This is a genomic window from Streptomyces sp. NPDC093544 (assembly GCF_040683495.1).
Taxonomy (GTDB): domain Bacteria; phylum Actinomycetota; class Actinomycetes; order Streptomycetales; family Streptomycetaceae; genus Streptomyces.
The window spans coordinates 292,894-306,882 of sequence record NZ_JBFBEA010000007.1 but is presented as its reverse complement, the minus strand read 5'-3'; the positions used below and the strand labels follow the sequence as shown (position 1 = coordinate 306,882).

Annotated in this window: 12 protein-coding genes; 8 read left to right on the top strand and 4 right to left on the bottom strand. The window is 69.3% G+C overall.

Translation table 11 applies throughout. The features are described 5' to 3' along the window. Window positions 1-90: 90 nt before the first annotated feature. Window positions 91-627: an ATP-binding protein gene (locus tag AB0N66_RS13105; protein WP_365432538.1), complete on the bottom strand. Its 537-nt coding sequence runs from the start codon at window positions 625-627 to the stop codon at window positions 91-93. 154 nt (window positions 628-781) lie between these two features. Here AB0N66_RS13105 and AB0N66_RS13100 point away from each other — a divergent pair, with 154 nt between their 5' ends. From AB0N66_RS13100 to AB0N66_RS13075, 6 genes are all read left to right on the top strand, one after another. Then, window positions 782-1,657 (top strand): helix-turn-helix transcriptional regulator, encoded by an 876-nt coding sequence (locus AB0N66_RS13100; protein ID WP_365432535.1) that lies wholly within the window; start codon window positions 782-784, stop codon window positions 1,655-1,657. Then, window positions 1,654-1,938: a DUF397 domain-containing protein gene (locus tag AB0N66_RS13095; protein WP_365432532.1), complete on the top strand. Its 285-nt coding sequence runs from the start codon at window positions 1,654-1,656 to the stop codon at window positions 1,936-1,938. Before AB0N66_RS13100 ends, AB0N66_RS13095 begins: the two co-directional genes overlap by 4 nt. Window positions 1,939-2,038: 100 nt before the next feature. Further along, on the top strand, window positions 2,039-2,749 hold the full coding sequence (locus AB0N66_RS13090) for a PH domain-containing protein (protein WP_365432529.1): 711 nt from the start codon (window positions 2,039-2,041) through the stop codon (window positions 2,747-2,749). A gap of 171 nt (window positions 2,750-2,920) precedes the next feature. After that, entirely contained in the window at window positions 2,921-6,106 is a 3,186-nt protein-coding gene (locus AB0N66_RS13085) for a molecular chaperone Hsp90 (protein ID WP_365432526.1), read from the top strand. 193 nt (window positions 6,107-6,299) lie between these two features. Next, window positions 6,300-7,178 (top strand): calcium-binding protein, encoded by an 879-nt coding sequence (locus tag AB0N66_RS13080; RefSeq protein ID WP_365432523.1) that lies wholly within the window; start codon window positions 6,300-6,302, stop codon window positions 7,176-7,178. Window positions 7,179-7,409: 231 nt separating this feature from the next. Beyond that, window positions 7,410-8,351 carry a hypothetical protein gene (locus AB0N66_RS13075; protein ID WP_365432520.1) on the top strand — a complete coding sequence of 314 codons (942 nt, stop codon included), beginning with the start codon at window positions 7,410-7,412 and terminating at the stop codon, window positions 8,349-8,351. A 12-nt stretch (window positions 8,352-8,363) separates the two neighbouring features. On the opposite strand, the gene AB0N66_RS13070 is transcribed toward AB0N66_RS13075, so the two are convergent. Both AB0N66_RS13070 and AB0N66_RS13065 read right to left on the bottom strand, forming a co-directional pair. Then, window positions 8,364-10,769 carry an HAD-IC family P-type ATPase gene (locus AB0N66_RS13070; protein ID WP_365432517.1) on the bottom strand — a complete coding sequence of 802 codons (2,406 nt, stop codon included), beginning with the start codon at window positions 10,767-10,769 and terminating at the stop codon, window positions 8,364-8,366. A gap of 176 nt (window positions 10,770-10,945) precedes the next feature. Then, window positions 10,946-11,209: a DUF2530 domain-containing protein gene (locus tag AB0N66_RS13065; RefSeq protein WP_365432514.1), complete on the bottom strand. Its 264-nt coding sequence runs from the start codon at window positions 11,207-11,209 to the stop codon at window positions 10,946-10,948. 279 nt (window positions 11,210-11,488) lie between these two features. Here AB0N66_RS13065 and AB0N66_RS13060 point away from each other — a divergent pair, with 279 nt between their 5' ends. After that, window positions 11,489-12,940: an NCS2 family permease gene (locus AB0N66_RS13060; RefSeq protein ID WP_365432511.1), complete on the top strand. Its 1,452-nt coding sequence runs from the start codon at window positions 11,489-11,491 to the stop codon at window positions 12,938-12,940. A 52-nt stretch (window positions 12,941-12,992) separates the two neighbouring features. On the opposite strand, the gene AB0N66_RS13055 is transcribed toward AB0N66_RS13060, so the two are convergent. Beyond that, complete coding sequence (locus AB0N66_RS13055; RefSeq protein WP_365432508.1) at window positions 12,993-13,175, bottom strand: ribbon-helix-helix protein, CopG family; 183 nt, start codon at window positions 13,173-13,175, stop codon at window positions 12,993-12,995. Window positions 13,176-13,319: 144 nt separating this feature from the next. Between AB0N66_RS13055 and AB0N66_RS13050 the strand changes: the two genes are divergently transcribed. Beyond that, entirely contained in the window at window positions 13,320-13,757 is a 438-nt protein-coding gene (locus AB0N66_RS13050) for a MarR family transcriptional regulator (protein WP_365432505.1), read from the top strand. Window positions 13,758-13,989 lie beyond the last annotated feature (232 nt).

Below are 13,989 nucleotides of genomic sequence, written 5' to 3'. Positions count from 1 at the left end.
GAGGGCCGTTGTATGTCCGCAGTGGTCTGCGGTTGTCGCGCTGAGCGTAGGGCAGGCAACCGGGGGCGAATCCAGCCGAGTTGGTGATGTTCACTCTCGCGAGTGAGTTTGCGCTGCGGGCGGGAGGGGTGGGGCTTGGTGGTGGTCCTTTCTCCCCAGTGGTCCTTGGGAAAGACCGCCCATGTCACCGGAGCTCAGAGGACTGAGCTTCGGTGGTGACGGGGACGGGAGGGCGACTTCGGCCCATACGGTCTTGCGAGGGTGCGGACCCGTGTTCGTGCCCCAGCGGTCGGCGAGGGCGCCCACGATGAGCAGCCCCCGGCCCGACTCCGCGTCGGCGGCGGGGTGTTGAGCGTGCGGGGCGCGGTCGCCTCTGGTGTCTGTGACCTCGATACGGAGGGTGTCGCCGACGACGTAGAGCGTGAGCCGGAAGTCCCGGCCCGGGACCCGGCCGTGCGTGACCGCGTTCGCCGCCAGTTCCGCCACGATGTGCGCCGCCGGGTCCAACGGGAGCCCCCAGTCGCGGAGTTGCTCCGTGGCGAGCAGGCGAGCGAGACGGGCTCCGCGTGGTGTTGAGGACAGAGGCACGCTGAAGTTGCGGATGAGGGTGGAGGTTTCCTGGTTCACGTCACTCAGCGTGGCCGCGCACGCTTACCGTGAACAGTGACGACGCCGATGCGTACGGTGACTGTCCGGAGCTTGTCCGGTGGTGTCCGGGCTGTCGGGGGCGGTCGTGCGGGTAGGGGCGTTGCGGCACGGTCGTACGACGGAGGGGTGCGGGATGTCGGTGGACACGGGCGCGGGTCGGCTCAGGACCGAGGCGGACGAGCCGGGTTGGGAGGTGGATCCGGACGACGAGTGGGGAGTCGCGGTCATCGCCACGGTGGGGCGGCAGCTCAAGCTGCGGCGCGAGGCGGTGGGGATGCGGGCCGCCGAGTTCGGGGAGGCGGTCGGGTACGGCGAGGACCTGGTCTACAAGATCGAGGGAGGGAAGCGGATCCCTCGGCAGGAGTATCTGGACAGGGCGGACGAGGTGTTGGGGGCGGGTGGGCTGATCGCGGCGACGTGGGAGGACGTCAAGAGGGTCCGGTATCCGAAGAAGGTGCGGGAGCTGGGCAAGTTGGAGGCCATGGCGGTCGAGATCGGGGTGTACGAGTGCAACATCATCGCTGGACTGTTGCAGACGCCGGATCACGCGCGGACCGTGATCGAGGCAGCACAGCCGCCGTACTCGCCGGACGACGTGGAACGCATGGTGGCTGCTCGTCTGGCCCGACAGTCAGTCTTCGAACGGGACCCGGCTCCTTCCATCCACTTCGTCCTGGAGGAGGCGCCGTTGCGTCGACGGGTCGGGGGCACAATGGTGTGGCGACAGCAGCTCGAACGTCTGCTGGAGGTAGGGCGGTTGCGCTATGTCACGCTTCAGGTCATGCCGACGAACACAGAAGCCCATCCCGGGTTGGACGGCAGGATCGAGTTGTTGAAGTTCCCGGAGGGGACGGCAGTGGGGCGAGCTGACGGTGCGTACAGCGGTCGCCCGACTTCAGAACCGAAACAACTCCGCATCCTTGAACTGTGGTATGGCATCATCCGGGCGCAGGCACTCACCCCACGGGAGTCCCTGGTCTTCATCGAGCAATTGCTGGGAGAAACATGATCCGCAAGGCCTCCACCGGGGACGCCTCCGAACTGGCGTGGTTCAAGAGCAGTTACAGCAGCGGCAACGATGGAAACTCCTGCGTGGAGATCGCGCTGGACTGGTTCAAGAGCAGCTACAGCGGCGGTACCCAGGGAGACTCCTGCGTCGAGATCGCGGTAACCCCCCGCACCATCCACGTCCGCGACTCCAAGTGCCTCACCACCGGCCCCCAACTCGCCCTCACCCCCCAGGCCTGGGCCGACTTCGTGCCGTACGCGTCCCGGGGCCCCCGGATCTGACCCGCGCGCTCCGGCCCGGACGCGTACACAGCGACCGGATATAACATCCCCCCGCCCTCGTGCGTCTGCCATGCAGGGCCTTGAAAGCGGGGGAGTTGCGATGGACGACGGGATCGAGCGGGAGTACCGCGGGCGGCGGGTTGTGCCGGCGGCGTACGTCAGTCTGGTGGCCGTGGCGGTGATAGCCACCGTCGGAGTGCTGAACGCGACGACGTTGTCCGGACAGAAGGCCTCGGGCCTGATGGTCCCGGCGCTCTGGCTGTTCGGCGGTGTCCGGGTGGCCCTGGACCAGTGGCGGGCGCGGACGTTCGTCACGGCCGACGGAGTCACCGTACGAGGGCCGTTGCGCACCCGCACCTGGGCCTGGACCGAGATCTACGGCATTCGGGTCGAGAACAACAGGCGGGGCAGCCCCCACTGGCAGGCGTATCTCTACCGCACCGACGGGCGCCGGGTTAGCCTTCCCCACCTCGACGAGCTTCAGCGGGACGACCCGATCGCCGAGGCCGCTGACCTGTGCGCCACCGCCGTAAGGCTCGGGCTCACGTCCCTTGAGACGCGGCCCGAGGTGGAGGAGCGCGTCCGGCGAGGGGCGCGACGGCGCACGGCGTGGCAGCGGGCGTTGGGCGCCAGCCTGGTCGTCGTGGTCGCCCTGTTCGTCCGCGACTTCTGGATGATTTTCACCGACCGGCCCACGCTCTCGTTCCTGCTCCTCCTGGGCATCCCCCTCTTCTGCCTCCCCGTCTTCTTCCTCCTCCTGGACCGCCTCGGCGAGACCCTCGCCGCCCGGCGTTCCCCGGGTCACGCCTGAGGACGCAGCGGTTTGACCTCGGCGTTCACGAGACCGACGAGCGGGTTTTCCGAGCCTGGCCTCGTGAGAGACCGCACCCGCGCAGGGCGTCCGCCCAGCGCGCGGTACCTTCATGCGGCGACGGTCGACCCCACCGGGCAGTCGCGGTACCGCAAGAGGAGAGTGACCACCGTGAGCAAGTTCGTGCGGCCGGCAGCTGAGGGCGCGGACCCGTTCGGGACGGCGCGCCTACGACGCGGGGTACTGGACGCCTGGGCGACAAGCCCGGCCCGGTTCCGCGAGGACGCCAACGCCGAGGAGGACCTGGTACTCGGCGGATACCGCGACCGCCTGGTCGTCGAGCTCGCCCAGAACGCCGCCGATGCCGCGGCCCGGGCGGGAGTCCCCGGCCGCCTCGGTCTCACCCTCCGGGATGGCGTACTCGTCGCGGCCAACACCGGCGCCCCCGTCGACGCGACGGGCGTCGAGTCGCTCTCCACGCTCCGCGCCTCCGCGAAGCGGGACGCCGACGACACAGCCGTCGGCCGCTTCGGCGTCGGTTTCGCCGCGGTCCTCGCGGTGGCCGACGAACCCGCGGTGGTGGGCCGGCACGGTGGCGTCCGCTGGTCCCTCGCCGAGGCCCGCGACCTGGCCTCGGAGACCGCCCGCCACAGCCCCGGCCTGGGCGACGAGATCCGCCGCCGCGACGGCCATGTGCCCCTGCTCCGGCTGCCGTTCGCGGCTGAGGGCACGGCCCCGGACTCGTACGACACCGCCGTGATCCTCCCGCTGCGGGATCCCGCGGCGCAGGACCTCGCCGAACGCCTCCTGCGGAACGTCGACGACGCGCTGCTCCTCGCGCTGCCCGGCCTCGAAGAGGTCGTCGTGGAGATCGGCGACGGCGAGGTGCGCACCCTGCGCCGTCGCGCCGACGAGCACGGCGCCGTCATCGAGGACTCCCGCGACGGCACCACCCGCTGGCGCACCGTCTTCCACCACGGCGCCCTCGAACCCGCCCTGCTCGCCGACCGCCCGGTCGAGGAACGGCTGCGCCCGCACTGGTCCGTGACCTGGGCCGTCCCTGTGGACGCCGAAGGCGCTCCGGCCAAGCCCCGCACCAGCCCCGTCGTGCACGCGCCGACGCCGAGCGACGAACCCCTGGGCGTACCGGCGCTGTTGATCGCCTCCCTCCCGCTCGACACCACCCGCCGCCACGCGGCCCCGGGCCCCCTCACCGGCTTCATCGTGGAGCGCGCGGCGGACGCGTACGCCGAACTGCTCGCCGCCTGGAGCCCGGTGGCCACGGGGATCATCGACCTGGTGCCCGGCCCGCTCGGCAAGGGCGAACTGGACGGCTCCCTGCGGCAGGCGATCCTGGAGCGGCTGCCGCGCACCGCGTTCCTGCCGCCCGCGGCCCCGCCGGACACCGCCGCCTCGGAGACCCCCGCCGACTGGCCCGATGCCGACACCGGCGTCGGCATCGGCACTGGTGTCGCGGACAACCCCGCCGCCCTGCGTCCCCGTGACGCCGAGGTCGTCGAGGGCGCCGGCGCCGAGACCGTCCAGGTACTCGCCGAGGTGCTGCCCAGCCTGCTGCCCGCCGGGCTCGAACGCCGGGCGGAACTGCGGACGTTGGGTGTCGCCCGGGTCCCGCTCACCGAGGCCGTGGACCGGCTGGCGGGTCTGGAGAAGGACCCGGGCTGGTGGCGGCGGCTGTACGACAGCCTCTCCGGCGTCGATCCCGACCGGCTCTCCGGGCTGCCCGTGCCGCTCGCGGACGGCCGTACGACCATCGGCCCCCGGCAGGTCCTGCTGCCCCTCGCCGACGACGCCCGGACCGCCGCCCCGGACACCCTCGCCAGGCTCGGCCTCAAGGTCGCCCACCCGGACGCCGCCCACCCGCTCCTGGAGAAGCTGGGCGCCCTTCCGGCCACACCCCGCGCGGTTCTCACCACCCCGCAGGTGCGCGCCGCCGTAGCGGCCTCGCTGGACGACGAGGGCGTCGGCTGGGACGAGGACACCCCGGACGCCGAGGAGCTGGCGGACACCGTCCTCGCGCTCGTCCGCGCCGCCGGTCTCGAACCCGGTGACGAGCCCTGGCTCGGCGCCCTCGCCCTCCCCGACGAGGAGGGCGAGCTGGTGCCCGCGGGCGAACTGGTCCTGCCCGGCAGCCCGTTCGCCCAGGTCATGCGCGAGGACGAACTGGCCTCCGTCGACGCCGAGTTGGCCGACCGCTGGGGCGAGCAGCCGTTGGCCGCCTGTGGCGTCCTCGCCAACTTCACCCTCGTACGCGCCACCGATGTCGTCCTCGACCCGGACGAACTGGAGCCGCGCGACTCCGACTTCGCGGAGCCTGATGACGCGGGTCTCCTCGACGCCGTCGACGTGTGGTGCGAGGACGTCCTCGACCGGCTGCCCGACACACCTGTGCCGCCCGTCGCCACCGAGATCGTCGCCGTACGGGACCTGGATCTCGTCGACGACGACCGCTGGCCGCAGGCCCTCGCCCTGCTGTCGCAGCCGCCGCTGCGGGACGCGATCACGCAACCGGTGCGGCTGTTGCTGCCGGACGGGACGCACGAGATCGTACGGTCGTACACGGCTTGGTGGCTGCGTGGACATCCCGTCCTCGACGGGCGTCGCCCGGCGGGGCTGCGGTCCGCCGGCGGTGACCCGCTCCTGCACGGTCTCTACGACGCCGCCGACGCGAGCGGTTTCGAGGACGAGCAGGTACTGCGGGCGCTGGGCGTACGGACCTCCGTCGCCGCCCTCCTCGACGAACCCGGCGGCGCGGCCGAGCTCCTGGACCGCCTCGCCGACCCCGACCGCGAGGTCTCCGGCGCCCAACTGCACGCCCTCTACGGCGCCTTGGCCGACCTCGACCCCGAGCAGGTCACCCTGCCGGACGAGCTGCGGGCCGTGGTCGACGGGCAGGTGACCGTCGTGGACGCGGCGGACGCCATGGTCGTGGACTCACCTGACCTGCTGCCCTTCACGAGCGGCGTGCCGCTGCTCCCGGTACGGCCGGCGCGGGCCGCCGAACTCGCTGAGCTGTTCCAGGTGCGGCGGCTGAGCGAGTCGGTGACGGGCGAGGTCGGCTCCGAGGGCGCCGAGCACGACGTACCGGAGCCGGTGCGGGTGCTGCTCGGTCCCGCCACCCCGGCGTCGTACACCGAGCACGAGGAACTGCTCGTCGACGGCGTCGAGTTGGACTGGCTCCGCACCCGGGACGGGGTGCTGCACGCCGCCACCCTGGAGGGCGTCGCCGCCGCCCTCGCCTGGGCGGCAGGACAGTGGCCCCGCCGCTTCGAGGTCGCGGCCCTCCTGGAGGACCCGTCCCGCACGGAGGAACTGGAGCGGGACCGCTGGTTCGACTGACCGCGATCGCGATCAGCAGGCGCGACTGCTTTGCCATCTTGCGCACAAATCCCTCACCAGTCGTACAACTATTCACCTCCGTTACCCGTCTGATCATGTGAGCCAACAGGTTCACATGATCATTTGGGTCCCGTGCCGACGACGAGCCGTAGGGAACGACCAGCGCTCGGGGCCCCTTCAACGTGGGGAACACATGCGTATACGAGCCACCGTGGCCGCTGTCACCGGCGCCCTGGCCCTCTCCGCCCTCGTCATCCCGGCAGCGCAGGCCGACGCGCAGGGTGGCGTGAGCCTGGACCGGCCGAGTGCCGCGGAGCGTTTCGGTACCCCGTCCGCCAAGTCGGGGTTCAGCACGGCCGCCGCCGCCTTCACCTTCTCCAACGTCTCGGTGAACGCGAACAAGAACGTGGTCGTCGGCACCACCGCCGCCAAGACGTTCACCGTGTCGCTGACCGCCAGCCACGCCAGCGGCATCGCGGACGCCTACATCGACCTGTGGCACGGAACGAGCGTCGACAGCGACTTCGACGGTTGGCTCCCGCCGAACGAGGAGGCGGCCAAGTGCACGGTCGTCAACACCACGACGTCGAGCTGCAAGCTCACCATCACGGCCACACCCGGTTTCAACACGGAAGACGGCATCGGCGACCTGTACGCCAACGCGCTGGCCGGTAACTGGCACGTCACCGTGGGCGCCCTGTCCAATGACGGCGAGATCTACTGGAACGACTTCTACAAGACTCAGAAGGTCCAGCGGCTGTCGAAGCTGACGGTCAACGCCGCTCCGGAGCCGGTGAAGAAGGGCAAGACCATCACGGTCACCGGCAAGCTGACGCGCGCCGACTGGCAGACCGGCAAGTACGCCGGCGTCAGTGGCCAGTCGGTGGGCCTGCAGTTCCGCAAGGCGAGCAGCAGCACCTACACGAGCGTGAAGGGCATCAAGTCCACCACGGGCGGCGCCCTGAAGACCACCGTCAAGGCGTCCGTCGACGGTTACCACCGCTTCTCCTACAAGGGCATCACGAGCACCGCCACGGTCACCACCGCCGGTGACTACGTCGACGTCAAGTAGTCGAACTCGCACAACCTGAAGTACTGGAAGTGCCCTGCGAGCGGCCCCTGGGTTTCCCCCGGGGGCCGTTCGTCATTCGTAGGCAAAATCCGCAACACCCGTACAACCATTCACATCCTTTCGCGCATCTCATCATCCGAGTCAACTGACTCCGACATCACTTGGGCCCCAGGTGTGACACGAGCCGTAAGGACGACCACCGGCGGGCCCCTTTCTCCACTTGGGGATCGCATGCGCATCAGAGCCACCGTGGCCGCCGTCTCCGGCGCCCTGGCCCTCTCCGCCCTCGCCGTACCCGGCGCGCACGCCGCCGACTCCGGCTCCACCTCCACCTACCGCGCGGACGCCGCCAAGGTGCGGGAAGCCGCCCACACCGCCACCTCCGGCAAGAGCGCGTTCAGCGCCTCTGCCGCCGCCGTGGACGAGCCGTACGTCCTCGACGCCACCTTCTCCAACGTCAAGGTGAACAAGGGCAAGTCGATCGTCGTCGGCGCCACGACCCACGTCACCGTCCCGGCCACGTACACGCTGACCCACGCCGCCGACGTCGACATCACCGCCGCGGACTTCTTCAGCGGCCCCTACATCTACAAGGGCTCGTTCGACACGCCGGACAACGTGCAGTTCGGCGACGACCCGGGCACCTGCACCCCCACCTCGTCGACCACCGCCTCCTGCGTGGCCGACATCGACATCTACGCCAACGAGGGCTACCTGATCAACTCGGACGCCGGCGCCTGGAAGGCCGCCGGCCTGGCCTACGCGTACAACGGCCAGGACCCGTCGAGCCCCAGCTTCGACATCACCAAGGTCGGCGTCGCCGACCAGGGCGGCTTCACCTCTCCCAAGGTCCAGCGGCTGTCGAAGCTGACGGTCAACGCCGCGCCGGAGCCGGTGAAGAAGGGCAAGACCATCACGGTCACCGGCAAGCTGACGCGCGCCGACTGGGAGACGAACAAGTACGTGGGTCTCAGCGGCCAGACGGCGACGCTGCAGTTCCGCAAGGCGAACAGCACCACCTACACCAACGTCAAGGGCATCAAGTCGACCGCGGGCGGCGCGCTGAAGACCACCGTCAAGGCCTCGGTCGACGGCTACTACCGCTTCACCTACGCGGGCATCACGTCCACCGCGGCCTCCACCGCCACGGGTGACTACATCGACGTGAAGTAAGCAGCCCCGCCACTACGCGGGAACGCGGCGGTCGACCCATCTCCACGTGAGTTCCAGGGCGACCGCCGCCACCGCCGCGATACCCACCGCGATCCACGGCATCGTCACCCCGACCAGCTTCAGCGCGAAGAAGTTCTGCAGCCACGGCACGACGAGCACCAGCAGGAACGCCCCGCCCATGGTCGCGACCAGGGCGATCCGCCACCATGTGTAGGGCCGGGCGACGATCGCCAGCACCCACATCGAGATCAGGAAGAGCGTCAGCGTCGCGGCGCTCGTCTCCGCGCTCAACGCGCCCGACCCGGTGTAGCGGTGACGGGCGATCAGGTACGTGATGAAGGTCGCCACCGCCGCGATGACGCCCCCGGGGATCGAGTACCGCATGACCCGCCGTACGAAGTTGGGCCTCGCTCGCTCCTTGTTGGGGGCGAGGGCGAGGAAGAACGCCGGGACGCCGATCGTCAGGGTGGACAGCAGGGTCAAGTGGCGTGGCAGGAACGGGTATTCGACCTGCCAGCACACCACCAGGATGGCCAGCAGCACCGAGTAGACCGTCTTCACCAGGAAGAGCGTCGCGACCCGGGTGATGTTCCCGATGACCCGTCGGCCCTCCGCGACCACCGAAGGCAGCGTCGCGAAGCTGTTGTTGAGCAGCACGATCTGCGCCACCGCGCGGGTCGCCTCGGAGCCCGAGCCCATGCTGACCCCGATGTCGGCGTCCTTCAGGGCCAGTACGTCGTTCACGCCGTCGCCGGTCATCGCCACGATGTGCCCGTTCGACTGCAGCGCGCCCACCATGTCCCGCTTCTGCTGCGGGGTGACCCGGCCGAACACCGTGCCCTCGTCCAGCGACTTCGCCATCTCAGCCTGCTCGGAGGGCAGATGGCGCGCGTCCACGACCGCGCCGCTCAGCCCGAGCTTCCCGGCCACCGCGCCCACCGACACCGCGTTGTCGCCGGAGATGACCTTGGCCTTGACGTCCTGTTCCGCGAAGTACCGCAGGGTGTCCGCCGCGTCCGGGCGCAGCCGCTGCTCAAGGACGACCAGGGCGGTGGGCTTCGCGCCCTCCTTGACGGTGGGATCGTCCAGGTCCTTCGTGGCCCGGGTGAGCAGCAGCACCCGCAGCCCCGCCTCGTTCAGCCGCGCGGTCTCGGCGAGCGCCGGATCCTGGTCCGACAGCAGCACGTCCGGGGCGCCGAGCAGCCAGGTACTCGACTCGCCGTTTCCCTCGCTGAACGACGCCCCGCTGTACTTGCGGGCCGAGGAGAAGGGCAGCGACTCCGTGCAGCGCCAGTCCTCACTGTCCGGGTAGGCGTCGATGATCGCCTTCAGGGACGCGTTCGGCCGCGGGTCCGACTCACCGAGCGAGCCGAGGACCTTCCGTACGTAACTCTCGTCGCTGCCGCCCAGGGGGCGCACCTCGGTGACGTCCATGCCGCCCTCGGTGAGCGTGCCCGTCTTGTCGAGGCAGACGGTGTCGACGCGGGCGAGCCCCTCGATGGCGGGCAACTCCTGCACCAGGCACTGCTGTCGGCCGAGCCGGATGACTCCGATCGCGAACGCGACGGAGGTGAGGAGGACCAGTCCCTCCGGGACCATCGGGACGATCCCGCCGACCGTCCGGGCGACGGAGCCCTTGAAGTCGTTCTGCTTGACCACCAGTTGGGTGATGACCAGGCCGATCGCGCTCGGGATCATCATCCACGTCACGTACTTGAGGATCGTGGAGATACCCGTTCGCAGCTCGGACTGGACGAGCGTGAACCGGGACGCCTCCTCGGCCAGCTGCGCCGCGTACGCCTCCCGGCCCACCTTCGTCGCTGTGAACGCGCCGCCGCCCGCGACCACGAAGCTGCCCGACATCACCTGGTCGCCGGGCTGCTTGACCACCGGGTCGGCCTCACCGGTGAGCAGCGACTCGTCGATCTCCAGGCCGTCGGCCTCCACGCACGTACCGTCGACGACGATCTTGTCCCCGGGCCCGATCTCGATCAGGTCCCCGAGCACGATCTGCGACGTACTGACCTCGGCGGCGACCCCGTCCCTGCGTACGGTCGGTTTCGCCTCGCCGATCACCGCGAGCGAGTCCAGGGTCTTCTTGGCCCGCCACTCCTGGATGATGCCGATCCCGGTGTTGGCGAGGATCACGTACCCGAACAGGCTGTCCTGGAACGGTGCCACGAACAGCATGACCAGCCAGAGCACGCCGATGATCGCGTTGAACCGGGTGAAGACGTTGGCGCGGACGATCTCCCGCACGGAGCGGCTGCTGCGCACGGGTACGTCGTTCACCTCACCGCGCGCCACCCGTTCGGCCACCTCGGCGGCGGACAGCCCCTGCGCCCGCTCGGAGAGGGAGGCGGGCATGGGCACAGGGTGAACGGGATCGAGTTCGGCGCCCGCGTCGATGTGCGTCATGCGTTCGACGGTACGTGCGGATATACGGCTTCACCCGCTGAGTGCCCCAAAGATCCGACCTGGGGAGGACGGGGGCGGCGGTCAATGATGCGGTGGTTGTAGGGGTTTTAGTTGGCTACTCCGCAGTTACGGGGGGCTGCCGCTGACTACTCCGCAGTTACGGGGGCTGTGGCTGACTACTCCGCGGTGGTGTCGGCTTCCGCGGCGCGCTTGAGGGCCGCCTCGCGCCCCCGGACGTACCAGATGCCGATCAGCCCGAGACCCGCGCCGGCCAGGCACGTCCACACCCACCAGGTGTGCCCACGGTCGTCGAACCAGCCGTAGAACGGCAGCTGCACCAGGAAGAGGACGAACCAGAGAATCGTGAGGCCGGTGATGGTGGCGACGACGGGCCCCTCCAGGGGCTCCGGCGCCTCGTGCTTGGGGGTCCACTTCGCCATGGGGACAGCTTACGAGCACCCCGCGCGGCTCTCCGCGCAGGTCGGCGGACACCCTTGTATACCAAGGGTCTACGCGCGGAGATGGCGATTTAGGACTCATATGTTCATACTGAAACCGCCTGAGTCTGGCTCTTTCTGTTCGTACGAAACACCAACGGAAACACTCAGGAAACCCACTGGTGATCACGCGACAGCCAGACTCGATCAAGTTCCCAGCCCGGCGCCGTCCCGCCCGGCGCCCACCGGCCCAGCAAGGCCCCCGTACGTATGAGGTCACGCATGTCCACCTCGGCCCTCACCAAGGCCCCCACCCCTGAGCAGCCGGAGCCCCGGCCCGGCCAGGGCGCCCTGGACCGCTACTTCAAGATCTCCGAGCGGGGCAGCACGCTGCCGCGCGAGATCCGCGGCGGTTTCGCCACCTTCTTCGCCATGGCCTACATCATCGTGCTGAACCCGATCATCCTCGGCAGCGCGAAGGACATGTACGGGCACCAGCTGGACAACGGCCAGCTGGTCACCGCGACCGCGCTGACCGCGGCGTTCACCACGCTCCTCATGGGTGTCATCGGCAATGTGCCGATCGCGCTGGCCGCCGGTCTGGGCGTGAACACGGTCGTCGCGCTCCAGCTCGCCCCTCGGATGTCCTGGCCGGACGCCATGGGCATGGTGGTCCTCGCGGGCCTCGTCGTGATGCTCCTGGTCGCCACCGGTCTGCGTGAGCGCGTGATGAACGCGGTGCCGCTGGGCCTGCGCAAGGCCATCTCGATCGGTATCGGCCTGTTCATCATGCTGATCGGCCTGGTCGACTCCGGCTTCGTCTCACGCATCCCGGACATCGCGCAGACCACCGTCCCGCTCCAGCTCGGCGGCGATGGTCACCTCAACGGCTGGCCCGTCCTGGTCTTCGTCCTCGGCGTGCTGCTCACGCTCGCGCTGATGGTGCGCAAGGTGTCCGGCGCGATCCTCATCTCGATCGTCACGATGACCGTCCTCGCCGTGATCATCAACGCCGTCGCCAAGATCCCGTCCTGGGGTCTGACCACCCCGGAGTGGCCCGGCAACCCGGTCGCCACCCCGGACTTCGGGCTCGTCGGCAAGGTCAGCCTCTTCGGCGGCTTCGGCAAGGTCGGCGTGCTGACCGGCGTCCTCTTCGTCTTCACCGTCCTGCTGTCGTGCTTCTTCGACGCGATGGGCACGATCATGGGCGTCAGCGACGAGGCCAAGCTGACCGACGCCCAGGGCAACATGCCCGGCATCAGCAAGGTCCTCTTCGTCGACGGCATCGCGGTCGCTGCGGGCGGCGCCACCTCCTCCTCGGCCACCACCTGCTTCGTCGAATCCACGGCGGGCGTCGGCGAGGGCGCCCGCACCGGCTTCGCCAACGTCGTCACCGGCGCGCTCTTCGCCGTCGCGCTCTTCCTGACCCCCGTCGCCACCATGGTCCCGTCCCAGGCGGCCACACCCGCGCTGCTCGCGGTCGGCTTCATGATCCTGGCGGGGTCGATCAAGGAGATCGACTGGGCGGACCACACGATCGCCATCCCGGCCTTCATCACGATGGTGATGATGCCGTTCACGTACTCGATCACGAACGGCATCGGTATGGGCTTCATCACCTTCGTGGTGCTGCGCCTGACGGCAGGACGTGGCCGTGACATCCCGGTCGCGATGTATGTGGTGGCGGCGGTGTTCGGGTTCTACTACCTGATGCCGGCGCTGGGTCTGACCTGAGCCTTGTCCGGACGGGGGGCACGTGATCCACCGGCTCACGTGATCCACCGGCTCACGTAACCCCGTAGAACTTCTCCGTCTCCTCGACCGCGGTCTGGAACCGCTCGTCGAAGTCGTCGCGAACGAGCGTCCGGACCACATAGTCCTGGACGCTCATTCCGCGTTTGGCGGCGTGGTGTCGGAGCCGGTTGAGCAGCTCCCCGTCTATCCGCAGGCTGAGCACGCTGGTCCCCATGGAGTCGAGGGTCGCGTTCCCCCGTGGGGTGAGGGGTCACTTTCCGGATCTGACTCACTCATATGAGTGACGTGAAGATTCAGTTTGCGGTTTCGCGGGCACGGCGGTGGTCTTTAGGGAGAGTAATGAGTTACGCTAAGGAACATGCCTGACCTTGCCCATGGCGACGATGCTGCCGCCGTGAACTCCCTCCGCTCCGCAGTCATGCGGTTGTCGCGCCGACTCAAGCACCAACGGGTCGACGAGTCGCTGAGCCCCACCGAGATCTCGGTGCTCGGCACCCTCGCCCGCTGTGGCAATGCCACGCCGGGTGAACTCGCCCGCAAAGAGCATGTGCAGCCGCCCTCGATGACCCGCATCGTCGCGCTGCTCGAAGCCAAGGGACTGGTCAGGCTGGAGCCGCACCCCGACGACCGGCGCCAGAAGGTCGTCACGCAGACCGACAAGGCCGAGGCCATGCTCGAAGAGGCCCGCCGCAAGCGGAACGCGTGGCTGGCCGGCCTGGCCGAGGGCCTCGACGAGGACGAGTGGGCCAAGCTCCGCGCGGCCGCTCCCGTCCTGGAGAAGCTCGCACAGATCTGAATCGCAGCCGCAGGGGTGACGGCACGACGATGTCCGCCACCCTCCACCACCGGAGGACGACGATGTTCGCCATGACAGGACGATGCCGTCCGTCATGACAGGTCGACGCCGTCCACCACCTCAGGACGACGACGTCCACCGTTCAGGACGACGCTGTCCGCATATCCCTACGCCTAGGAGGCGAGCCCTTTTGAGTTCGGGACCCGGAGCAGACTCCGCCCCCGCACCAGCC